Origin of the sequence: Bradyrhizobium sp. sGM-13, assembly GCF_018398875.1 — a bacterium.
Lineage (GTDB): Bacteria > Pseudomonadota > Alphaproteobacteria > Rhizobiales > Xanthobacteraceae > Bradyrhizobium.
In genome coordinates this window covers 26,508-47,596 of record NZ_JAGWDK010000033.1, presented here as the reverse complement: position 1 = coordinate 47,596, position 21,089 = coordinate 26,508, and the positions used below count along the sequence as shown (strand labels likewise).

The following is a 21,089-nucleotide window of genomic DNA, read 5'->3' as shown; positions in this document are numbered from 1 at the left end:
TGCTCGGAAGCCGAGCGGGAATCTCTAATGTCAGTTGCCGAAAATTCCGATGTTGGACCTGTCACGGTGCAGGCCCGCTGCGTCCGCCTGCCGGCAAAAGTCGCCGACGCTGCCTCACTTGCGCCCGTCATCGAGACGCGCGCGCTGTCGCGTGCGGGCAACGAGTTGCTGATCGAGGTCAAGGCGGCGGCGGTCAATCCGTCCGATGTGAAGGCGGCGACTGGGCTGATGCCCTATGCGGTGTTTCCGCGCACACCGGGCCGCGACTATGCGGGCGTTGTCATCGATGGGCCGGACGGTTGGATTGGGCGCGAGGTGTTCGGCTCTTCCGGCGATCTTGGTATTCGCCGGGACGGCACGCACGCTACGCATCTGGTGGTCGAAGCCGACGCCGTGGTGGAGAAGCCCAAGGGCATTTCATGGGAAGAGGCGGCCGGCATCGGCGTGCCCTTCGTCACCGCGATGGAAGGCTTGCGCCGCGCCGGCGTTCCGAAGGCGGGCGAGACCTTGCTGGTCATGGGCGTCAACGGCAAGGTCGGGCAGGCGGCGGTGCAGATCGCGAGCTGGCACGGCGCGCGGGTGATCGGCGTGGTGCGCAAGAGCGAGCCCTACGAAGGCCACGCCAATTCAACGGTAGAAGTCATCGACGCTTCCGCAACCGATGTCGCGGCGCGCGTGCGCGAAATCACCGGCGGCAAGGGCGCCGACATCGTGTTTAACACGGTCGGCGATCCCTATTTCCAGGCAGCACACCAATCGCTGGCGGTGCGCGGGCGGCAGATATTGATCGCCGCAATCGACCGCATCGTGCAGTTCAATATTTTGGAATTCTATCGCGGCCAGCACACCTATGTCGGCATCGACACCCTCGGCCTGTCGTCGATCGCGACTGGCGCGGTGCTGCGGGAGCTCGGGCCTGGATTTGCCAGCGGGCATCTCAAGCCGTTCCCGATCCAGCCGGCCGCGATCTATCCGCTGGAACGCGCCCGCGCTGCCTTCATCGCGGTCGCCGGCTCGTCGCGCGACCGGGTGATCCTGCGGTCTTGAAGCAGGTATTCGCTGGAGGCGCGGGATTCCTCCATTCTTTCATGGGGAATAAATCTGCCGTACCCCGCCCGCGCGCAATGATTTCATTCCGCCGTGGCCGATCTCGGCGGGCGATTCATTCTTCGCATCGTTGCGGCGTGGACGCGCGGACGTTTCCAACATATTAGCAACTGCTGAAATGGCTCCTATTTGAGCGGTAACCGCTGCATCGGCCGCGCGGGAACAGGGAAACACCAGTGCTGGACAGTGCCAATATCGTCGTCATCAGCGGATTGCTGATCGGTCTCGTCTATGGATCGGTCGGATTATTGAGCGGATTTTGCTTGCTCAGCAGCCTCAGAGGTTTTTGGGCTGAAGGCGACGGCCGGCTGGTGCGCACATATGCGCTGGCGATCGGCGTCGCGGTGGTCATGACGCAGTTGCTGGCTGCGGGCGGCCTCGTTGATATCGGCAAGTCGATCTATCTGCAGCCGTCATTCTCCGCGCCCGTGATGTTCTTCGGCGGGCTGTTGTTCGGTTACGGCATGGTGTTGTCGAACGGCTGCGGCTCGCGCGCGCTGGTGCTGCTCGGGCGCGGCAATCTCCGCTCCTTCGTGGTGGTGGTCGTGCTGGCGATCTTCGCCCAGATGACGCTGAAGGGCCTGATCGCGCCGTCGCGCATCGCGATGGTCGGGGCGTCGCAGACCACGGCCACGGCAAACTCGGTGCCGGCCTTGTTTGCCACCGCAGGCTTGAGCGCAACGGCCGCGCGCATGCTGGCCGCCTCGGTTATCTCCGCAGCGCTGATCATTTTTGCCTTTGCGCATCCCGCTTTCCGGCGGTCGCCGGGCCAGATCGCCGCGGGCCTCGTCATCGGCCTCTTGGTGGCGGCGGGCTGGTTTGCCACCGGGTATATCGGCGCCGATGATTTCAATCCCACGCCGGTGACCTCGCTCACCTTCATCGCGCCGATCGCGGACGCCCTTCAATATGTCATGCTGTCGACGGGCTCGACGCTCAATTTCGGCATCGTCACCGTGTTCGGCGTGTTCGCCGGTAGCCTCGTGACGGCGCTGTTGACCGGACGCTTTCAACTCGAAGGCTATCAGTCGCCGCGTCACATGCTGCGCTCCGGCACTGGTGCCGCGCTCATGGGCATCGGTGGCGTCATGGCGTTCGGCTGCTCGATCGGGCAGGGGTTGACTGGATTTTCGACGCTGGCGCTTGCTTCGCTGATTGCCTTCGCCGGCATCCTCGTCGGCACCGCCGCCGGTCTCCGCGGCGCGCTGCGGGTTCGGCCACTGGCGGCCGCTTGATCGTCTCTCTCGCCCCGCTCTTCGCGGGGGGAGGTCACCTCGTCACTCCGCCGCCCTCGTCACGATCCGTATCTTCGACGTCAACGTCCGGTGCACCGGACACTTGTCCGCAATCTCCATCAGCCGCGTGCGCTGATCAGCATCGAGGGTGCCTTCAATCGAGATCACCCGGTCGATCTGATCCAGCATGCCCTCTCGCGTCTCGCATTCAGCGCAATCCGCTGCGTGAATCTTGCTGTGCTTCAGCGTCACGGTGACACGGTCCAGTGGCAGCGATTTGCGATCGGCATACATCCGCATCGTCATCGACGTGCAGGCGCCAAGGCCTGCGAGCAGGAAATCATACGGCCCCGGCCCGCTATCCTCGCCGCCGACGGCAACGGGCTCATCCGCCACCATCTGATGGGGACCTATGGCGACGACCTGCTGGAATTTGCTGTTGCGGGTTTCACGCACCACGACGTTACGCGGCGCCTTGCTCGCGGCAGAAACAGGCTGCGCCGCGGCGGACTCGATATAGCGCTCGGCCCAGGCGGCGATGACGTCGGCGACATAGGCGCCGTCCCGTTTGCCGCTCAACAGATGATCGGAGCCCGACAGAGACACAAAGCTCTTGGGATGTTTGGCGGCGGCGAAAATCTTCGTTGCATTGTCGATGCCGACCGTGTCATCGGTCGGCGAATGCATGATCAGCAGTGCCTTGTGAAGATCTGCGATCCGCGCCGCCAGGCTGTGCTCGGCGATATCGTCGAGGAATTCGCGCTTGATGTGAAACGGCCGCCCGGCGAGCTGGACTTCCACCGTGCCGTGCGTTCGGATGTCCTCGAGGCGATCCTTGAAGAGATGCGTGACATGCACGGGATCGGAGGGGGCGGCGATGGTGACGACTGCCTTTGCCTCCGGTATCTGCCCCGCTGCAGCGAGGATCGCGGCACCACCCAGGCTATGGCCGATCAGGATCGCGGGCGCCGTGCGGGTTTCGCGCAAATGATCGGCGGCGCGGACGAGATCGGCAACGTTCGAGGAGAAGGTCGAGTTGGCGAATTCGCCCTCGCTGGAGCCGAGCCCGGTGAAATCAAACCGCAACACCGCGATGCCTTTTGCGGTGAGCGCCGTCGCAATGCGTTTCGCGGCCAGCACGTCCTTGCCGCAGGTGAAGCAATGCGCAAACAGCGCGTAGGCCTGCACCGGTCCGTCAGGCATATCGAGGGCAGCGGCAAGCTGATGGCCGCCTTCGCCGGTGAATTGAAAGCGTTCGCTCGGCATGGCTGTTCTCCCTCGGACTTGGCTTCAATCGCCTGAATAGCGCTGCTCGGCCCACGGATCGCCGCGGTTGTGATAGCCGCGTACTTCCCAATAGCCCGGCGCATCCTCTGCCAGAAACTCAATGCTCTGCAGCCATTTCGCGCTCTTCCAGAAATAGAGATGCGGCACCACCAGCCGCACCGGGCCGCCATGCTCCTGCTCCAGCGGCGCACCGGACCAGCTATGGGCGAGCAGGGCATCCTCAGCGGCGAAATCCTCCAGCGGCAGATTGGTAGTGTAGCCGTCATGGGAGTGCAGCACCACGAACAGCGCTTCCTCGCGCGGCCGGCAGGTGTCCAGGAGGTCACGCGTTGCCAACCCCTCCCAATGATTGTCGTAGCGCGACCAGGTCGTGACGCAGTGAATGTCGGACACGAACTTGCTCTGCGGCTGGGCCGTGAACTGCGCAAAATCCCAGAAGACCGGTTTTTCGACGGCGCCGTAGACGTCAAGCCGCCAGCGTTCGCGGGAAATATTGGGCGTCAGTCCCAGATCGAGCGTCGGCCAATCCCTGGTCAGATGCTGCCCTGGCGGCAGCCGTTGGTCTTCAGGCCGCGAGGTCTTCCCGGTGAGGAACTTGCCTTCCCGCGCCCAGCGTTCCTTGCTGCGCGTCAGCTTGCTCTCGGGCGGCGGCTCATTCTCATCGGTCATGTGAAGGGCCCCTCATCGGCAAGCGCGCCTGGTTTACCTCAGTGCCCTCGGATCGATCGGCGTCGTGCCGCGCACGCCGAGAATATCCTCCAGCACCTTGGCTCCGGCAAGCAACTGCGCTTCGCCGCGCGGCGGCGCGACCACCTGCAGCCCAACCGGAAGGCCCGAGGCCGTGAAGCCGCACGGCAACGACAGCGCAGGACAGCACACCAGCGTAATCGCGTAGACGATGCCGAGCCATTCGACGTAATTGTCGAACTTCTTGCCGGCACATTCAGCGACGTAGCGGTTTTCCACCGGGAAGGGCGGCACGATCGTGGCAGGGGCGAGCAATAGATCGTATTTTTCGAAAAATTCCAGCGTGCGCGCGGTCATCGCGACGCGCTGCGCCTCGGCGCGTTCGATCTGCTCGACCGTCAGCTTCAGGCCTTCCTCGATATTCCAGATCACCTCGGGCTTGAGCAGGTCGCGCTTCGTGCGCAGCAGCGCCGCCTTGGACAGCGCGAAGTCGAACGCGCGCAGCACATGAAAGCATTCGTGGGCCTCGCGCAAATCGGGATGAGCCTCTTCGACGATGACCCCTAGCTCCGCAAAGCGCTGCGCCGCCGTGCGGGTGACGGCGGCGACTTCCGCGTCGACCGGCGTGATGCCGAGATCGGGCGAATAGGCGACGCGCTTCGGCTTGTTGCCGGAGCGGACGGCTGCGAGAAACGAATTCGGCAGCACCGGAAGCGACAGCGGATCGGCGGGGTGCTCGCCGCTCATGGCATCGAGCAGCAACGCGACGTCTTCGACATTGCGCGCCATCGGGCCCTGGACGCCGAGATTGCGATCGATGGCGGCGATTGGGGTATGCGCGACGCGGCCGATGCTTGGCCGCAATCCGACGATGCCGCAGAAGCTCGCGGGATTGCGTAGGCTACCGCCCATGTCGGAGCCGTGCGCCAGCCAGGCCGTGCCGGTCGCGAGCGCGACCGCCGCGCCGCCTGAGGAGCCGGCGGCGGAGCGTGACGTGTCGAAAGGGTTGCGCGTCGGGCCGAACACTTCGTTGAAGGTGTTGGCGCCGGCGCCAAATTCCGGCGTGTTCGACTTGGCGTAGATCACGCCGCCATTGTTTTCGAGATGCTCGACCAGAATATCTGACTTCGCCGGAATGTTGTCCCTGTAGATCGGCGAGCCCTGCGTGGTCAGGACGCCGGCGACATTGGTGAGGTCCTTGATCGGGATCGGAAGACCGGCGAGCAGGCCGCGTTCAGCGACGGGCTTCTGCATCAGAGCGGTGGCGTGCTTGCGGGCGCGATCGAAGCACAGCGTCGGCAGCGCGTTGACTTTGCCGTCGACCTCGGCGATGCGCTTTTCCAGCACGTCGAGCAGGTCGAGCGGGGTGACTTCGCCCGATTTCAGCTTGCCGACAATGGCAACCGCCGTCTCACGCACCAGCCCCTGATCAGCCACTTCGATACTCCTGCTTCGGCTTTTTCGATCGCGGATCGTGCTGTAGAACATTTTCCGGCAAAGTGGAAACGCATGGAAGTAGTGGCCGACCGAAGATAATGCATGACGGTGCAGCGCGACCTAACCCCAGCCCGCCGTATATCCGCCATCCACGGTAAAGATCACCCCCGACGTATATCCCGAGCGGTCCGACGCCAGGAACGCCATGAGGTCGCCGATCTCGCGCGCAAGCGCGGGGCGGCCGAGCGGCATGTTCTTCTGGAATTCCTTGTAGCGGTTCTCGTCGCCGAACTGGTTCTTCGCCCGCGTCTTCAGGAGCGTCACATGGCGGTCAGTGCCGACGGGGCCGGGATTGATGCCGACCACGCGGATATTGTCGGCGAGGCTTTTTCCTCCGAGCGCGCGGGTGAATGCCATCAGCGCAGCGTTGCCGGCGCTGCCGCAGATGTAATTGGCGTCGAACTTTTCGCCGGCAGCGCCAATGTCGTTGACGATAACGCCGCCGCCACGCGCCTTCATCTGCGCGTAGATCGCGCGGGTGAGATTGATGTAGCCGAACACCTTCAGCTCCCAGGCGTGGCGCCATGTCGCCTCGTCGATCTTGTCGATCGAGCCGCCGGGGATGTCGCCGGCATTGTTGACGAGAATGTCAATATCAGCGGCTTCTTTCGCAAGCCTTGCGATATCCTCGCCCTTGCGCAAGTCGACGACATGGGCGGTCGCGCCGATCTGGTGCGCCGAGCGCAGCCGCTCCGTCAGCGCTTTCAACTGCTCGCCGCTGCGGGCGGCCAACATAACGTCGCAGCCTTCTTCGGCAAAGGCTTCGGCCGCGGCCGCGCCGATGCCCTTGGAGGCGCCGGTGATCAGGACGCGCTTGCCGCGGAGATGCAGGTCCATGGGATTCTCGTGTGGTGAGAGGAGGGTGGAAGACGGTCAGCGAAATTGGTAAGCGGCGGGCGCCGTCTCGGTCAACACTGCAGTGCAGCGTTGCGCGGCAGGCAGGATTGGTCCATTGCAAGACAATCGCATAACCGGCATTAACGGCCGGGCAAGACAACAAGGAAACTCTCGATGAGCAGCGCCAAAAAGCAGTATCGGATCGCGGTCATTCCCGGTGACGGCATCGGCAAGGAGGTGATCCCCGAAGGCCTGCGCGTGCTGGAGGCGGCGGCGAAAAAACACGGCGTTTCCGTGCACTTCGATCATTTCGATTTCGCGTCCTGGGACTATTACGAAAAGCACGGCGAGATGATGCCGGAGGACTGGAAGGCACAGATCGGCAAGCATGATGCGATCTATTTCGGCGCGGTCGGCTGGCCCGCGAAAATCCCCGATCACGTTTCGCTGTGGGGCTCGCTGATCAAGTTCAGGCGCGAGTTCGATCAGTACGTCAACCTGCGCCCGGTGCGGCTGATGCCAGGCGTGCCGTCACCGCTCGCCAACCGCAAGCCTGGCGATATCGATTTCTGGGTGGTGCGCGAGAACACCGAGGGCGAGTATTCCTCCGTCGGCGGCCGCATGTTCCCCGATACCGACCGTGAATTCGTCACGCAACAGACCGTCATGACGCGCACCGGCGTCGACCGCATCCTGAAATTCGCGTTCGATCTGGCGCAGTCGCGGCCGAAGAAGCACCTGACCTCGGCGACCAAGTCCAACGGCATCTCGATCACGATGCCCTATTGGGACGAGCGCGTGGAGGCGATGGCGAAGAAATATCCAGGCGTGAAGTGGGACAAGTATCACATCGATATCTTGACCGCGAATTTCGTGCTGCATCCGGACTGGTTCGACGTCGTGGTCGGCTCCAACCTGTTCGGCGACATTCTCTCCGATCTCGGCCCCGCCTGCACCGGCACCATCGGCATCGCGCCATCCGGCAACATCAACCCGGAAGGCAATTTCCCGTCCGTGTTCGAACCCGTGCACGGGTCGGCGCCCGATATTGCCGGGCAGGGCATTGCCAACCCCATCGGCATGATCTGGTCCGGCGCGATGATGCTGGAGCATCTCGGCGAGAAGCAGGCGGCGGAGTCCATCGTCGGCGCCATCGAGCGCACGCTGGGCGAGCGCACCCTACGCACGCGCGATCTCGGCGGCAACGCGGATACGGTGGCGTGCGGCAAAGCAGTGGCGGAGATGGTGGACTAGGCGTGTGACTGTCGTCGTCCCTGCCTCCGTGCGCAATCGCGCACTCGGCGCAGGGACCCATACCGCGTGATCTATCGAGGAGGCGCGGTAGCAGACACCTTATCACACAACGAAAGCCGGTGGTTATGGGCCCCTGCTTTCGCAGGGGCGACAAGTTGAGGGGTTCTCGCCTCTATTCCGTCGTCCCTGCGAACGCAGGGACCCATAACCACAGCCGTTCATTGTTGAACTCGGCTGTGGCTCAAGCCCGGCGCGACATAGCCATCAGTGGTTATGGGTCCCGGGTCGCGCTTCGCTTGCCCGGGACGACGGAAGGTTATTTCCCCTTAACAAGAATTCTTCGGCAGTGTTCCCACGCCGCGCGCATCAGATTCTCGCTCGCTTCTGGCGTGCGGAACGCCGAATGCGCCGACAGCGTCACGTTCGGCAGTTTGGTCAGCGGATGATCGGCCGGCAGCGGTTCGATGTTGAAGACGTCGAGGCCGGCATGGCGGATCTGGCCCGATTTCAGCGCCTCGATCATCGCTTCCTCATCGACGATGGCGCCGCGCGCGGTGTTGATCAGGATGACGCCGGGTTTCATCGCCTCGATGCAGGCACGCGAGATCAATCCACGCGTTTCGTCGTTGAGCAACAGATGGATCGAGACGACGTCGCTCTCGGTCAAGAGTTCGTCGAGATCGACGAATTCGACCTTCGGATGCTTCTTGGGCGACCGGTTCCAGGCGACGACGCGCATGCCCGAGCCGATCGCGATCCGCGCCACTTCCGCGGCGATGCCGCCAAAGCCGATCAGGCCGAGCGTCTTGCCGGTCAGTTGCATGCCGTCGTCGCGCAGCCAATTGCCGGCGCGGATACCGCGATCCATTTTCGCAAGTCCGCGCGCGCCTTCCCACATCAGCGCTACAGCACATTCGGCGACCGCCGTGTCGCCATAGCCCTTGATCAGGTGCACCTGGATCCCGAGTTCGGCGAGTTCTTCCGGATTCATGTAGCTGCGTGCGCCGGTGCCGAGAAACACCACGTGCTTCAGCCCTGTGCATTTCTTCGCGATGTCGGTCGGCAGCGCAGTGTGATCGACGATCGCGATCTCGGCGCCGTCGAGTATCTTGGGATATTGATCCGAGGTGATATCGGGATCCCGGTGGATCAGCACCTCGGGATCGCCGGGCTGGTGCAGCCTTTCGAAGATCACGGCCAGCGATTCATTTGCGTCGACGAAAACTCCGCGCACAGCTTTCCCCCTCGTTTCTTGATTGTCAGGACGCGACGCCGGCAAGCGCCAGCACGGTATGCATCACCACGTTGGCGCCCGCCGCGCAATCGGCTTGGGTGGCGTCCTCGAGCTCGTTGTGGCTGATGCCGTCCTTGCAGGGCACGAACACCATGGCGGCCGGCATCACGGTGTTGAGGTTGCAGGCGTCGTGGCCGGCACCTGAGGTGATGCGGCGATGCGAATAGCCGAGCATTTTTGCGGCGTTCTCCACCGCGTCCACCAGCTTGGGATCGAAATGGGTCGGCGGCTTGCGCCAGATCAGGTCGAACTGGACATCGACCTTGCGCCGCGCCGCGATCTCGGCGATCGCCGCGCGCAAATCCCTGTCCAGCGCGTCCATGATGGCAGCATCCGCGCTGCGGCAATCCACCGTGAAGGCGATCTCGCCCGGGATAACGTTGCGCGAGGGGTTGGCGATCACGGCTTCGCCGACGGTTCCAACGGCCTTCGGCCCGTGCTTCTTGGCGATTGCCTCCATCGCCAGCACGATTTCTGACAGCGTCGCCAGCGCGTCGCGGCGCAGCGGCATCGGGGTCGAGCCGGCGTGGCTCTCGAAGCCGGTGATCTTGCCGTCGTACCACAGAACTCCCTGGCCGGAATCGACCACGCCGATGGTCTTGTTCTCGGCCTCCAGGATCGGCCCCTGTTCGATATGCAGCTCGACGAAGCCAGAGAATTTTTGGCGACCCACCGGCGCGTCACCGCGATAGCCGATGCTGTCGAGCGCCTCCGCCACCGTGACGCCCTCGGCGTCCTTGCGCGACAGGATGTCGTCGGTGGTGAAATCGCCGACATAGGCGGCTGATGCCATCATCGCCGGCGCGAACCGCGAGCCTTCCTCGTTGGTCCAGTTGCAGATGCAGATCGGCGTTTCGGTCTCGATGCCGGCATCGTTGAGCGTACGCACCACCTCCAGCGCCGCCAGCGTGCCGAGCACGCCATCATATTTGCCGCCGGTCGGCTGGGTATCGAGATGCGAGCCGAGCCCAACCGGCGCCTTCGACATGTCGCGTCCTTTGCGCAGGCCGAACATCGAGCCGAGCGCATCAACATGCACTTCCAGCCCGGCGGCCTCGCACCGCTCGCGGAACCAGTCGCGTACCTGCTTGTCTTCAGGCCCGAGCGTCAGCCGCCGCACGCCGCCTTTCGGTGTCGCGCCGAATTTGGCGGTTTCGTGAATCGTGCCCCATAGCCGGGCGGAATCGATTTGCAGGTTGGAAGCGATTTTGGTCATGCACTGTTCCGGAAGGTCCGCTGGCAGGCGGCGCGCTTGTTCATTCTTGTTCGGTTATTTTCAATGACGCGCCTGCGGCGGCGCGTCAACAATGACGCCTCCTCGCGCCAGGCTGGCCGCAAGTTCGACTACGCGCTCCACCGCGACCGTATCGGGGGAGGCGAGCCAGCTTGCCGAGAACGTCAGCGGCGCCAATTGCAGATTGGTCGACAGCAATTGTAGCCGCCCGTTTGCCATGTCGTCCTCGACAATCGCGGTCGGTATCAGGGCGATGCCGAGACCTTCGATCGCCATGTGGATGACGGTTGCGAGCGAGGCGCTGGCATGCAGCCGTATCGGCGGCAGGTCAGGGCGGTTGAACAGGGAGCGCACGATTTCATAGGGCTGGGTACGGCGCGAAAACGTGATGATGGGGAACTTCGCCAGGTCGTGCAGCGTCAGTTCCTGTTTGCCGAGGCCGAGCGAGGGGCTGGCCGTAAAGCCCACGGGATAATCGCAGAGTGCCCGGTTGTTGACCATCGGCGCCGTCAGCGGCCCGAGCACGAACGCGAGTTCGATCTCCTGCGCCAACAGCCGGTTGCGCAAATTCGAGGTGATGTCGACCTCGATCTCGAGCGAGAGGTTGGGGTAGGCGTAGTTGACGCTCTTGATCAGTTGCGGCAGCCAGGTGTGCACGATGGTTTCGGCGACACCGAGCCGCAGCACGCCGCGCATCGCCGAGCGATCGCCGACCACAGCGAGCATTTCCGAGCGTAGCCCGATCAGCTTCTCGGCATAAACCATCAATTGCCGTCCGCTCGGCGTCGGCAGCACCATGCGACGGTCGCGCTGCAAGAGCTTCACGCCGACTTCGCGCTCGAGCTGGGCGATCCGTTGCGAAATCGCCGGCTGAGTCGTGTTCAGCTTCTGGGCCGCGCCGCGAAAGCTGCCAAGCGTCACCACCCACATGAAAGTCTCAATTGCCTTGAAATCAGTCATGCACCCTCAGCCCGCAGGTTGATAATTGCTATTTATTGAACTTGATTAGAAAAGACGATTAGACATTATCATAGCCATATGCGGGAGTAGATGTCGATAAGAATGGAAGCGGGGACAACGATGACCGGCTTTGCGAGGACGGAAACTGCGGGCCGCGATAGGCCAGATTTATCGCCCAGCGTGGCAGCCCGGCATGCCTGCCGCAACGGTATGGCTACTCACACAGCGGGTGTGGCCAACGGCTTCGTCCAGGGCAATCTTGCGATCCTGCCCGAGAAGCTAGCGGCCGCGTTTCACCGGTTCTGTCAACTCAATCCCAAACCATGCCCGATCATTGGCATGTCCGACGTCGGCGATCCCCGCATTCCCGCGCTCGGCCTCGATCTCGATATCCGCACCGACCTGCCGCGCTATCGCATCTGGCGCGACGGCGAAATCGTCGAGGAGCCGACCGACATCATGGCGCACTGGCGCGATGATCTCGTCGCCTTCGTGCTGGGCTGCTCGTTCTCCTTCGAAGAGGCGCTGCTGGAGGAAGGTCTCCCGATCCGCCATATCGAGCGCGATGTGCGCGTGCCGATGTTCCGCACCAATATCGCCTGCAGCCCCGCTGGTCCGTTTGCCGGGCCGATGGTGGTGACGATGCGGCCGTTCAAGCCGGCGGATGCGATACGCGCGATACAGATCACCTCGCGTTTTCCGTCGGTGCACGGTGCGCCGGTCCACATCGGTCTTCCGCAATCGATCGGCATCGCCGACCTCGCCAAACCCGACTACGGGGATCCGGTGCCGGTGGAGGCCGACGAAATTCCGGTGTTCTGGGCTTGCGGCGTGACGCCGCAATCGGTGATCGCAGCCGCCAAGGTGCCGTTTGCGATTACGCATGCGCCCGGATTGATGCTGGTGACTGATCTCAGGAACAAAGCGCTTGCCGTGCTTTGATGCAGCCCGTGCTGCTCATTGAGGCTTTACCGTACCCTTCGCCCGTTTCATCGATAGTTGCCGACCCACAAAGGATATCGCCATGAACATCACGCGCCGTAACGTCTTGCTTGGAGCTAGTGCTGCCGCTGCGCTCGGCCCGATCGCCGCCCGCGCCCAAACGTCCGAAGTGGTGATCGGCGTGATCTATCCGTTCTCCGGCGCCAGCGCGCAGATGGGCGTCGACGCCCAGAAGTCGTTCGAGACTGCGCTCGACATCATCAACAAGAACCACGATTTCGATTTGCCGCTGGCGAAGGGTGAGGGATTGCCCGGCCTCGGCGGCGCCAAGATCCGCCTCGTCTTCGCCGACCATCAGGCCGACCCGCAGAAGGGCCGCGCCGAGACCGAACGTCTGATCACCCAGGAAAAAGTCTGCGCCGTCATCGGCACCTATCAGAGCGCGGTTGCGGTCACCGTCAGCCAGATCTGCGAGCGTTACCAGGTCCCGTTTATCTCGGCAGACAATTCCTCGCCGAGCCTGCACAAGCGCGGCCTCAAATTCTATTTCCGCGCCGCGCCGCATGACGAGATGTTCTCGGCAGCGATGTTCAACTTCTTCGATGCGATGAAGAAGAAGGGCACCAAGATCGATACGCTGGCGCTGTTCCATGAGGATACCATCTTCGGCACCGACTCCGCCAACACCCAGCTCAAGCTGGCCTCCGAGCGTGGCTACAAGGTCATCTCCGACATCAAGTACCGCTCCAACTCTCCGTCCTTGTCGGCGGAAGTGCAGCAGCTCAAGACGGCGAATGCCGACGTGCTGATGCCCTCGAGCTACACCACCGATGGTATCTTGCTGGTCAAGACCATGGCCGAGCTCGGCTACAAGCCGAACGCGATCGTGGCGCAGAACGCCGGTTTCTCCGAAAAGGCACTGTATGATGCGGTCGGCGACAAGCTCGAAGGCGTGATCTCGCGCGGCAGCTTCTCGCTCGATCTCGCCGCCAAGCGGCCGATGGTCGGCAAGATCAACGCCATGTTCAAGGAGAAGTCGGGTAAGGATTTTAACGATCTCACCTCGCGCCAGTTCATGGGCTTGCTGGTGATGGCGGACGCCATCAACCGCGCCAAGTCGACCGACGGCGAGAAGATCCGCGAGGCGCTGGTCGCCACGAACATCCCGGGCGAGCAGACCGTCATGCCCTGGAAGCGCGTCAAGTTCGACGAGCTGGGCCAAAACAACGACGCCGACCCGGTGCTGCTGCAATATATCGGCGGCAAGTTCGTCACCATCTTCCCGCCGCAGGCCGCCATCGCCGAAGCCGTCTGGCCGATGAAAAAAGGCTGACGCCCTCTGGACAGACATCACAAGCACAGCGTCGTCCCTGCCTAGTGCGCGGTTGCGCGCGGAGCAGGGACCCATACGCCGAGGAGCATCAGTTTCATCGTGGCCTCACGTCCTGCTTTCAAATGCGACTCCGGTGGTTATGGTCCCTGCGCCTGTGCGCGATTGCGCACTAGGCAGGGACGACCTGCGATGGGGATATCCCGATGACCGCCGAAACCATCATTCAAAGCCTGGCGAGCGGCCTGCTCATGGGCCTGCTTTACGGCCTTATCGCCGTCGGCCTCGCGCTGATCTTCGGGCTGATGGACGTTGTGAACTTCGCGCACGGCGAGTTCCTGATGATCGCGATGTACGCGACGTTCTTCCTGTTCGTGTTCTTTGCGATCGATCCCTTGCTGTCGGCGCCGCTGGTCGCTGCCGCCCTGTTCGTGTTCGGAGCCGTCGTCTATCTGTTGATTGTGCGCTTTGCGGTGCGTGCGAAAGCCAATGCCGGCATGGTGCAGATCTTCTCGACATTCGGTTTGGCCATCGTCATGCGCGGCCTGGCGCAGTATTTTTTCACGCCGGATTATCGCAGCGTCACCCATTCCTGGCTCGGCGGCAAAACTGTCTCGGTCGCCGGGATCTACCTGCCGGTGCCGCAACTGATCGGCGCCCTGGTGGCGATTGCAGCGTTCGGCGCGCTCTATCTCTTCATCAACCGCACCGATTTCGGCCGCGCACTGGAAGCGACCCGCGAGGATGCCGGCGCGGTGGCGCTGGTCGGCATCGACAAGAACAAGGTGTTTGCGCTGGGCTGGGGCCTCGGCGCGGCGCTGGTTGGCCTCGCCGGCGCGGTCATGGCGATCTTCTTTTACATCTATCCCGATGTCGGCGCCTCGTTTGCGCTGATTGCCTATGTGACGGTGGCGCTCGGCGGCTTCGGCAGCGTGTTCGGCGCCTTCGCCGGCGGCATCATCGTCGGCCTCGTCGAGGCCACGACCGCAATGTTGCTGCCGCCGTCGCTCAAGGCGGTCGGCATCTATGCCGTCTATCTCCTTGTGGTTTTTATCCGGCCGCGCGGCCTGTTCGGATCGATGTGATGGATACCGCTTTCGCAGAACGCCGCCGCCGCGACCTCCTCGTCGCTGTTGTTCTCGCCGCGATTGCGGCTACCGTCCCGCTGTTCGTCAAAGACGTTTACGTCCAGAACATCATGGTGCTGACGCTGATGTGGGGTGCGTTGTCGCAAAGCTGGAATATCCTTTCCGGCTATTGCGGGCAGATCTCGCTCGGCCACGCGCTCTACTTCGGGCTTGGCGCCTATACCACCGCGCTGCTGTTTACCAAATTCGGCGTGTTGCCATGGTTCGGCATGCTCGGCGGCGGCGTGATCTCCGCGCTCATCGCGATGGCGCTCGGCTATCCCTGCTTCCGGCTGCGCGGGCACTACTTCGTCATCGCCACCATCGTCATTGCCGAGATCGGGCTGCTGCTGTTCCACAACTGGGATTGGGCTGGTGCTGCGATGGGCATCGAAATCCCGGCGCGTGGCGATAGCTGGCTGAAATTCCAGTTCCCACGCAGCAAGCTGCCATATTTTTACTTCGCGCTGGCGCTGGCTTGCGTCGCCTGGTTCGTCACCTGGTGGCTGGAGGATTCCAAATGGGGCTATTGGTGGCGCGCGGTGAAGGACAATCCGGAAGCCGCTGAAAGCCTCGGCGTCGACGTGTTCAATTCCAAGATGGGCGCGGCGGCGGTATCGGCGTTCCTGGTCGCAATCGGCGGCAGCTTCTATGCGCAGTTTGTCTACTTTATCGATCCCGAGAGCGTCATGGGCTTTCAGTTCTCGCTGCTGATGGCGTTGCCCGCGGTGCTCGGCGGCATCGGCACGCTGTGGGGCCCGATGCTGGGCGCTGTCATCCTGATCCCGCTCACCGAATTGACGCGGTCCTATGTCGGTGGGTCCGGCCGCGGTGTCGACCTCATCGTCTATGGCGGCCTGATCATTGCAATCTCGCTGGCGCGGCCGCAGGGGCTGATCGGCCTGTTCTCGTTCAAGGGCCTTGCCGGAGTGTTTGCGCCCAAGCGCAAGGAGGCTGTCCGATGACGCCTCTTCTGGAAACCCGCGGCGTCTGGCAGCGTTTTGGCGGCCTGATCGCCAACAGCGACGTGTCGATTTCGGTCGGACGCGGCGAGATTGTCGGCCTGATCGGCCCGAACGGCGCCGGCAAGTCGACGCTGTTCAACCTGATCGCGGGCGTGCTGCCGCCGACGCAAGGCTCGATCATCTTTGACGGCGAGGATGTCACCGCGCTGCCGGCGGCGGAACGCTGCCAGCGCGGTATCGGCCGCACCTTCCAGGTCGTGAAAAGTTTTGAGACCATGACCGTGATCGACAACGTCATCGTCGGCGCGCTGGTCCGCACCACGGTGATGCGCGACGCGCGGCGCAAGGCGCATGAGGTGCTGGAGTTCTGTGGCCTTGCCCCGCGCGCCAATGTGCTCGCCAGCGATCTCGTCCCGTCCGAAAAGCGCCGGCTCGAAGTTGCCCGTGCGCTCGCGACCGAACCAAAACTGCTGCTGCTCGACGAAGTGCTCACGGGGCTTACGCCCGTCGAGGCCAAGACCGGCGTCGAGCTGGTGCGCAAGGTGCGCGACACCGGCGTCACCGTGCTGATGGTCGAGCACGTCATGGAAATCGTGATGCCGCTGGTCGACCGCGCCATCGTGCTCGATCTCGGCAAGGTGCTGGTCGAGGGCAAGCCTGCCGACGTGGTTCGCGACCCGAAAGTCATCACCGCCTATCTGGGAGACCGTCATGCTGTCGGTGCATGAAGTCACCACCGCCTATCAGGGGCTGGTCGCGATCTCGGCAGTCTCGATCGAGGTGGCAAAGGGCGAAATCGTTTGCGTTGCTGGCGCCAACGGCGCCGGCAAGTCGACGCTGCTGAAATCGATTGCCGGCGCCGAGCGACCTCGCTCCGGCACCGTAACGTTCGACGGCACCCGCATCGACGGCATGGCGCAGCACATCATCACCTCGCGCGGCATCGCCTATGTGCCGGAAAACCGCCGGCTGTTTCCGCGCCTCTCGGTGCGCGACAATTTAAGGCTCGGCAGCTATCTTTTTCGTAGCCAGTCCGATCGCGAGGCACCGCTTGATCTCGTCTTCAAGCTGTTTCCTCGCCTGCAGGAACGCCTCGAGCAGCGCGCCGAAACGCTAAGCGGCGGCGAGCAGCAGATGCTGGCCATCGGCCGCGCGCTGATGACGCGCCCGCGGCTACTCATGCTCGACGAGCCGTCGCAGGGCATCATGCCAAAGCTGGTCGATGAAATCTTCCAGGCCGTAAAACGCATCCGCGACGCCGGCATGACCGTGCTGATCGTCGAACAGCGCATGTCCGAATGCCTGGAAATCGCCGACCGCGCCTACATCCTGCAAACCGGCCGCGTGCTGATGCAGGGAAGTGCCGCCGAGATCAGCGTCAATCCGGATGTTCGGAAGGCGTATCTGGGGCTGTGATGCCGTAGGATGGGTAGAGCGAAGCGAAACCCATCAATTTATTGCGCGGAGAGATGATGGGTTTCGCTTCACTCTACCCATCCTACGAGTGCCCATGCTCCGGCAGCGTCAGCCCAAACGTCTTCGTCAAATCCTCCACCTGCGCCGGCGACAGATATCTTGGGTTCAGCCCGCGCAGCAGAAGGTAGAGCCTCGCCGTCTCTTCCAGTTCCTCCATCGCGAACACCGCCGCTTCGAGCGTATCGCCCGACACCACCGGGCCGTGATTGGCGAGCAGCACGGAGGCGTACTTCCCGGCCAGCCCCTTGATGGCATCGGCGACGGCCGGATCGCCGGGGCGGTAGTACGGCAGCAGCGCGGTGTGGCCGCATTTCATCACGTAATAGGCCGTCATCGGCGGCAGCGCGGCGCGGGGGTCGATCTCGGGCAGCATCGACAGCGCCACCGAATGGGTCGAGTGCAGATGCACGACGGCGCGTGCCGCGCCGCGGGTCTGGTAGAGGGCGGTGTGCAGCGGCACTTCCTTAGTAGGCGCGTCGCCGGATACCAGCCGTCCGTCGGGTCCGAGCCGCGACATTCGGGCCGGATCGAGGAAGCCGAGCGAGGCGTTGGTCGGCGTCACCAGCCAGCCGCCGTCGTCGAGCTTTACGCTGATGTTGCCGGAGGAGCCCGGCGTCAGCCCGCGCTCGAACAGCGAGCGGCCGAAGCGGCAGATTTCCTCGCGGAGCCTTGTTTCGCTCATGGACCGACCTCTTTTCCGCCTTGTCTCACGCTTTGGCAGCGCGGCCAAGCCGTGATACGCAAGGCCAAGCCGCCGGCCGAATGGCCGCTGAACAGAAACCATCGAGGAACCGCCGCATGCCAGAATCCGCCAAACCGCGCGTCGCCGTCATCGGGCTGGGCTCGATGGGCTATGGCATGGCGACCTCGCTGCGCCGCGCGGGGCTAGAGGTCACCGGATGCGACGTCTCGGCTGACACCGTCAAACGGTTCGTCGCCGATGGCGGCAAGGGCGCGGCGACGCCGGCGGACGCGGCGAAATCGGCCGACATTGTCGTCAGCGTCGTCGTCAACGCCGCGCAAACCGAGACCATCTTGTTTGGCCCTAACGGCGTTGCTGAAACGCTGGCGAAAGGCGCGGTATTCATTTCCTCCGCCACCATGGATCCCGATGTCGCGCGGCGTCTCGCCAAACAGTTGGAAGAAACCGGCCGGCACTACCTCGACGCGCCGATTTCCGGCGGCGCACAGCGCGCGGCGCAGGGCGAACTCACCATCCTCGCATCCGGCAGTCCGGCCGCGTTTGCCAAAGCGCGTCCGGCGCTCGACGCGATGGCGGCAAAGCTCTACGAGCTCGGCGACGCCGCCGGCCAAGGCGCCGCGTTCAAGATGATCAACCAGTTGCTCGCCGGTGTGCATATCGCCGCCGCCTCGGAAGCGATTGCTTTCGCCGCCAAGCAGGGCCTCGACATCCGAAAAGTCTACGAGGTGATCACGGCGTCTGCCGGCAATTCCTGGATGTTCGAGAACCGCATGCCGCACGTGCTCGACGGCGATTACGCGCCGCGCAGCGCGGTCGATATCTTCGTCAAGGATCTCGGCATTATTCAGGACATGGCACGCTCGGCGAAATTCCCGGTGCCGGTTTCGGCTGCGGCATTGCAGATGTTCCTGATGACGTCAGCCGCCGGCATGGGCCGCGATGATGATGCCTCGGTCGCGCGCATGTACGCCAAGGTCACCGGCACGCATCTGCCGGGCGAGCCGAAGTAAGAGCAAGATCAAGAAGGGGACCGTAGATGCCGCGCTTTGCCGCCAATCTCTCCATGATGTTCACCGAGGTCCCGTTCCTCGACCGCTTCGATGCGGCGGCAAGAGCGGGCTTCACCGCGGTCGAATTCCTGTTTCCCTACGACCATCCGGCAGAGACTGTCGGCGAGCGGCTTAAAAAGAACGGCCTGACGCAGGCGCTGTTCAATCTGCCACCGGGCAATTGGGACGCCGGCGAAAAAGGCTTTGCCGCGCTGCCGCAGCGCTTTGACGATCTCAAGCGAAGCCTGGAGACGGCGTTGCCTTACGCGAAGGCGACCGGCGTCAAGCGGCTGCATCTGATGGCGGGAATCGCCGATCGCAGCAGCACGAAGGCCGTCGAACAATTCTACAAGTCGGTGGCATGGGCAGCCGAGTTCTACGCGCCCCATGGGCTGGATGTGGTGATCGAGCCGATCAATCCGCGCAACGTGCCGGGATACTTCCTCAACGATTTCGGCTTCGCACGCGACCTGATTACCGAGCTGAAGATTGCGAACCTGAAGCTGCAGTTCGACATCTATCACTGCCAGATCATTCACGGCGACGTCACCATGCGGCTGCGCGAGATGATGCCCATCATCGGCCATGTCCAGATCGCCAGCATTCCCTCACGCAATGAGCCCGACGGCGAAGAGCTGAACTATCCGTTCCTGTTCACCGAGCTCGATCGGCTCGGCTATGGCGGCTTCGTCGGCTGCGAATACAACCCGCGCGGCAAGACCACCGATGGCCTTGGCTGGTTCAAGCCCTATGCCGGAGCAAAACCGTGAAACTGTCTCTAGGCTGCATCGCCGACGACTACACCGGCGCTTCCGATCTCGCCAACACGCTGACCCGTCAGGGCCTGCGCACGGTGCAGACCATCGGCGTGCCGCCGGACGATCTGGCGCTGCCGGAGGTCGATGCGGTCGTGATCTCGCTCAAGAGCCGCTCGATCGAGGCCGGCGTCGCAGTCGAGCGTTCGCGCGCAGCCGAAAAATGGCTGCGCGGCCGCGGCGCCGGTCATGTGCTGTTCAAGATCTGCTCGACCTTCGATTCAACCGATGCCGGCAATATCGGCCCGGTGATGGACGCGCTACGCGCCGACTGCGGCGAGGCGATCGTGCTGGTGACGCCGGCTTTTCCGGAAACCGGCCGCACCGTCTATCAGGGCAACCTATTCGTGGGCTCCGTGCCGCTGAACGAAAGCTCCTTGAAGGATCATCCGCTCAATCCGATGCATGATTCCAATCTGGTGCGGGTGCTGGCGCGCCAGAGCCGGACCCAGGTCGGACTGGTCGATCTCGCGACCCTCACGCGCGGCGCGGAGGCGGTTCGCGGACGCCTTGCGGAGCTGGCGGGAAAGGGTATCGGCGCGGCCATCATCGATGCGGTCTTTGACCGCGATGTGGAAACCATCGGCGCCGTCGTACTGGATCACCGCCTGTCCGTCGGCGCATCCGGCATCGGACTCGGCTTGGCCCGGGCGCTGGTCGCCTCCGGCAAGGTCAAAGCGGCTTCCGCGGGCGCAGTCTCCGGCGCGCCGATCGGCGGACCGGCGGCTTGCCTTGCGGGGAGCTGCTCGCAGGCGACGTTGGCGCAGATTGCCAATGCCGAAAAGACCATGGCCGTGCTGCATCTCGATCCCGAGCAGATCATCGCGGGACCGGCGGAGGCGCGCCGGGCGCTAGCCTGGGCGAGCGACCGAATCAGCGATGGTCCAATCCTGATCGCCAGCAGTTCGACTCCGGACCAGGTGGCAGCTCTGCAATCTCGGCATGGCCGCGATGCAGCGGGACATGCCATCGAGCAGGCGATGGCCGATATCGCCGAAGGCCTGGTGCGATCAGGCGTGCGGCGATTGGTGGTCGCCGGTGGTGAAACTTCGGGCGCCGTCGTGGATCGGCTGAGGATTCCGGGATTTCTTGTTGGCGAAGAAATCGCTGCAGGCGTGCCGGTTTTGCGTGCGGTCGGCGCCGAGGACGGCGAGATGCTGCTCGCACTGAAATCGGGCAATTTCGGCGGGCCGGAATTTTTCTCCGATGCCTTGAAGCTGATGCGCTGACCGCCTCAAGCCGACATTCATTTCCTGGTGAGAACTGTCGCGTAGGTATTTGTACGGACGC

At 63.4% G+C, this 21,089-nt stretch carries 20 protein-coding genes; 12 read left to right on the top strand and 8 right to left on the bottom strand.

What is annotated here, in order from left to right; all coding sequences use genetic code 11:
• Window positions 1–27 precede the first annotated feature (27 nt).
• Window positions 28–1,047 carry a zinc-binding alcohol dehydrogenase family protein gene (locus tag KJQ96_RS32030; protein WP_213290348.1) on the top strand — a complete coding sequence of 340 codons (1,020 nt, stop codon included), beginning with the start codon at window positions 28–30 and terminating at the stop codon, window positions 1,045–1,047.
• A gap of 236 nt (window positions 1,048–1,283) precedes the next feature.
• Window positions 1,284–2,342, top strand: coding sequence for a YeeE/YedE family protein (locus KJQ96_RS32025; protein WP_213290347.1), 1,059 nt, complete (start codon window positions 1,284–1,286; stop codon window positions 2,340–2,342).
• Between the two features lie 42 nt (window positions 2,343–2,384).
• Here the strand turns inward: KJQ96_RS32025 and KJQ96_RS32020 are convergent, their stop codons facing one another.
• The 4 genes from KJQ96_RS32020 to KJQ96_RS32005 form a co-directional block, all read right to left on the bottom strand.
• Entirely contained in the window at window positions 2,385–3,608 is a 1,224-nt protein-coding gene (locus tag KJQ96_RS32020; RefSeq protein ID WP_213290346.1) for a bifunctional alpha/beta hydrolase/OsmC family protein, read from the bottom strand.
• A 24-nt stretch (window positions 3,609–3,632) separates the two neighbouring features.
• Window positions 3,633–4,298 (bottom strand): sulfite oxidase-like oxidoreductase, encoded by a 666-nt coding sequence (locus KJQ96_RS32015; protein WP_213290345.1) that lies wholly within the window; start codon window positions 4,296–4,298, stop codon window positions 3,633–3,635.
• 33 nt (window positions 4,299–4,331) lie between these two features.
• The gene (locus tag KJQ96_RS32010; RefSeq protein WP_213290344.1) at window positions 4,332–5,804 is read right to left on the bottom strand and encodes an amidase family protein; all 1,473 of its coding nucleotides are present in this window, start codon (window positions 5,802–5,804) and stop codon (window positions 4,332–4,334) included.
• 69 nt (window positions 5,805–5,873) lie between these two features.
• Complete coding sequence (locus tag KJQ96_RS32005) at window positions 5,874–6,650, bottom strand: SDR family oxidoreductase (protein WP_213290343.1); 777 nt, start codon at window positions 6,648–6,650, stop codon at window positions 5,874–5,876.
• Between the two features lie 174 nt (window positions 6,651–6,824).
• On the opposite strand from KJQ96_RS32005, the gene KJQ96_RS32000 reads away from it, so the two are divergent.
• Window positions 6,825–7,904 carry a tartrate dehydrogenase gene (locus tag KJQ96_RS32000; protein ID WP_213290342.1) on the top strand — a complete coding sequence of 360 codons (1,080 nt, stop codon included), beginning with the start codon at window positions 6,825–6,827 and terminating at the stop codon, window positions 7,902–7,904.
• Between the two features lie 316 nt (window positions 7,905–8,220).
• On the opposite strand, the gene KJQ96_RS31995 is transcribed toward KJQ96_RS32000, so the two are convergent.
• From KJQ96_RS31995 to KJQ96_RS31985, 3 genes are read right to left on the bottom strand one after another with little or no spacing between them, the layout of a single operon-like run.
• Entirely contained in the window at window positions 8,221–9,138 is a 918-nt protein-coding gene (locus KJQ96_RS31995; protein ID WP_213290341.1) for an NAD(P)-dependent oxidoreductase, read from the bottom strand.
• Window positions 9,139–9,163: 25 nt separating this feature from the next.
• Window positions 9,164–10,414: a Zn-dependent hydrolase gene (locus KJQ96_RS31990; RefSeq protein WP_213290340.1), complete on the bottom strand. Its 1,251-nt coding sequence runs from the start codon at window positions 10,412–10,414 to the stop codon at window positions 9,164–9,166.
• A gap of 60 nt (window positions 10,415–10,474) precedes the next feature.
• Entirely contained in the window at window positions 10,475–11,392 is a 918-nt protein-coding gene (locus tag KJQ96_RS31985; RefSeq protein ID WP_213290339.1) for a LysR family transcriptional regulator, read from the bottom strand.
• Between the two features lie 120 nt (window positions 11,393–11,512).
• Here KJQ96_RS31985 and KJQ96_RS31980 point away from each other — a divergent pair, with 120 nt between their 5' ends.
• From KJQ96_RS31980 to KJQ96_RS31955, 6 genes are all read left to right on the top strand, one after another.
• Entirely contained in the window at window positions 11,513–12,334 is an 822-nt protein-coding gene (locus tag KJQ96_RS31980) for a putative hydro-lyase (RefSeq protein ID WP_213290338.1), read from the top strand.
• A gap of 82 nt (window positions 12,335–12,416) precedes the next feature.
• Window positions 12,417–13,667 carry an ABC transporter substrate-binding protein gene (locus tag KJQ96_RS31975; RefSeq protein ID WP_213290337.1) on the top strand — a complete coding sequence of 417 codons (1,251 nt, stop codon included), beginning with the start codon at window positions 12,417–12,419 and terminating at the stop codon, window positions 13,665–13,667.
• A 203-nt stretch (window positions 13,668–13,870) separates the two neighbouring features.
• Window positions 13,871–14,749 (top strand): branched-chain amino acid ABC transporter permease, encoded by an 879-nt coding sequence (locus tag KJQ96_RS31970; protein WP_213290336.1) that lies wholly within the window; start codon window positions 13,871–13,873, stop codon window positions 14,747–14,749.
• Window positions 14,749–15,756, top strand: coding sequence for a branched-chain amino acid ABC transporter permease (locus KJQ96_RS31965; protein ID WP_213290335.1), 1,008 nt, complete (start codon window positions 14,749–14,751; stop codon window positions 15,754–15,756). The genes KJQ96_RS31970 and KJQ96_RS31965 overlap by 1 nt, the downstream gene beginning before the upstream one ends.
• Complete coding sequence (locus KJQ96_RS31960) at window positions 15,753–16,484, top strand: ABC transporter ATP-binding protein (RefSeq protein ID WP_028350038.1); 732 nt, start codon at window positions 15,753–15,755, stop codon at window positions 16,482–16,484. Before KJQ96_RS31965 ends, KJQ96_RS31960 begins: the two co-directional genes overlap by 4 nt.
• Window positions 16,468–17,172, top strand: a complete 705-nt coding sequence (locus KJQ96_RS31955; RefSeq protein WP_213290334.1) for an ABC transporter ATP-binding protein — start codon at window positions 16,468–16,470, stop codon at window positions 17,170–17,172. The genes KJQ96_RS31960 and KJQ96_RS31955 overlap by 17 nt, the downstream gene beginning before the upstream one ends.
• Before the next feature lie 82 nt (window positions 17,173–17,254).
• Here KJQ96_RS31955 and KJQ96_RS31950 read toward each other — a convergent pair whose 3' ends face one another.
• Window positions 17,255–17,914 (bottom strand): aldolase, encoded by a 660-nt coding sequence (locus tag KJQ96_RS31950; RefSeq protein ID WP_213290333.1) that lies wholly within the window; start codon window positions 17,912–17,914, stop codon window positions 17,255–17,257.
• An 80-nt stretch (window positions 17,915–17,994) separates the two neighbouring features.
• On the opposite strand from KJQ96_RS31950, the gene ltnD reads away from it, so the two are divergent.
• The 3 genes from ltnD to otnK are packed head-to-tail and all read left to right on the top strand — an operon-like array spanning window position 17,995 to window position 21,028.
• On the top strand, window positions 17,995–18,945 hold the full coding sequence (ltnD, locus tag KJQ96_RS31945) for an L-threonate dehydrogenase (protein WP_213290332.1): 951 nt from the start codon (window positions 17,995–17,997) through the stop codon (window positions 18,943–18,945).
• 26 nt (window positions 18,946–18,971) lie between these two features.
• Complete coding sequence (gene otnI, locus KJQ96_RS31940; protein WP_213290331.1) at window positions 18,972–19,754, top strand: 2-oxo-tetronate isomerase; 783 nt, start codon at window positions 18,972–18,974, stop codon at window positions 19,752–19,754.
• Window positions 19,751–21,028 (top strand): 3-oxo-tetronate kinase, encoded by a 1,278-nt coding sequence (otnK, locus tag KJQ96_RS31935; protein WP_213290330.1) that lies wholly within the window; start codon window positions 19,751–19,753, stop codon window positions 21,026–21,028. The genes otnI and otnK overlap by 4 nt, the downstream gene beginning before the upstream one ends.
• The last annotated feature ends 61 nt before the right edge of the window (window positions 21,029–21,089 follow it).

Excerpts from the sequence above, each read along its gene's own strand:
- KJQ96_RS32030 (WP_213290348.1), top strand. The coding sequence starts at position 28 with ATGTCAGTTGCCGAAAATTCCGATGTTGGACCTGTCACGGTGCAGGCC.
- KJQ96_RS32020 (WP_213290346.1), bottom strand. The coding sequence starts at position 3,608 with ATGCCGAGCGAACGCTTTCAATTCACCGGCGAAGGCGGCCATCAGCTT.
- KJQ96_RS32015 (WP_213290345.1), bottom strand. The coding sequence starts at position 4,298 with ATGACCGATGAGAATGAGCCGCCGCCCGAGAGCAAGCTGACGCGCAGC.
- KJQ96_RS32010 (WP_213290344.1), bottom strand. The coding sequence starts at position 5,804 with ATGTTCTACAGCACGATCCGCGATCGAAAAAGCCGAAGCAGGAGTATC.
- KJQ96_RS32005 (WP_213290343.1), bottom strand. The coding sequence starts at position 6,650 with ATGGACCTGCATCTCCGCGGCAAGCGCGTCCTGATCACCGGCGCCTCC.
- KJQ96_RS32000 (WP_213290342.1), top strand. The coding sequence starts at position 6,825 with ATGAGCAGCGCCAAAAAGCAGTATCGGATCGCGGTCATTCCCGGTGAC.
- KJQ96_RS31990 (WP_213290340.1), bottom strand. The coding sequence starts at position 10,414 with ATGACCAAAATCGCTTCCAACCTGCAAATCGATTCCGCCCGGCTATGG.
- KJQ96_RS31985 (WP_213290339.1), bottom strand. The coding sequence starts at position 11,392 with ATGACTGATTTCAAGGCAATTGAGACTTTCATGTGGGTGGTGACGCTT.
- KJQ96_RS31980 (WP_213290338.1), top strand. The coding sequence starts at position 11,513 with ATGACCGGCTTTGCGAGGACGGAAACTGCGGGCCGCGATAGGCCAGAT.
- KJQ96_RS31975 (WP_213290337.1), top strand. The coding sequence starts at position 12,417 with ATGAACATCACGCGCCGTAACGTCTTGCTTGGAGCTAGTGCTGCCGCT.
- KJQ96_RS31970 (WP_213290336.1), top strand. The coding sequence starts at position 13,871 with ATGACCGCCGAAACCATCATTCAAAGCCTGGCGAGCGGCCTGCTCATG.
- KJQ96_RS31965 (WP_213290335.1), top strand. The coding sequence starts at position 14,749 with ATGGATACCGCTTTCGCAGAACGCCGCCGCCGCGACCTCCTCGTCGCT.
- KJQ96_RS31960 (WP_028350038.1), top strand. The coding sequence starts at position 15,753 with ATGACGCCTCTTCTGGAAACCCGCGGCGTCTGGCAGCGTTTTGGCGGC.
- KJQ96_RS31955 (WP_213290334.1), top strand. The coding sequence starts at position 16,468 with ATGCTGTCGGTGCATGAAGTCACCACCGCCTATCAGGGGCTGGTCGCG.
- KJQ96_RS31950 (WP_213290333.1), bottom strand. The coding sequence starts at position 17,914 with ATGAGCGAAACAAGGCTCCGCGAGGAAATCTGCCGCTTCGGCCGCTCG.
- ltnD (WP_213290332.1), top strand. The coding sequence starts at position 17,995 with ATGGCCGCTGAACAGAAACCATCGAGGAACCGCCGCATGCCAGAATCC.
- otnI (WP_213290331.1), top strand. The coding sequence starts at position 18,972 with ATGCCGCGCTTTGCCGCCAATCTCTCCATGATGTTCACCGAGGTCCCG.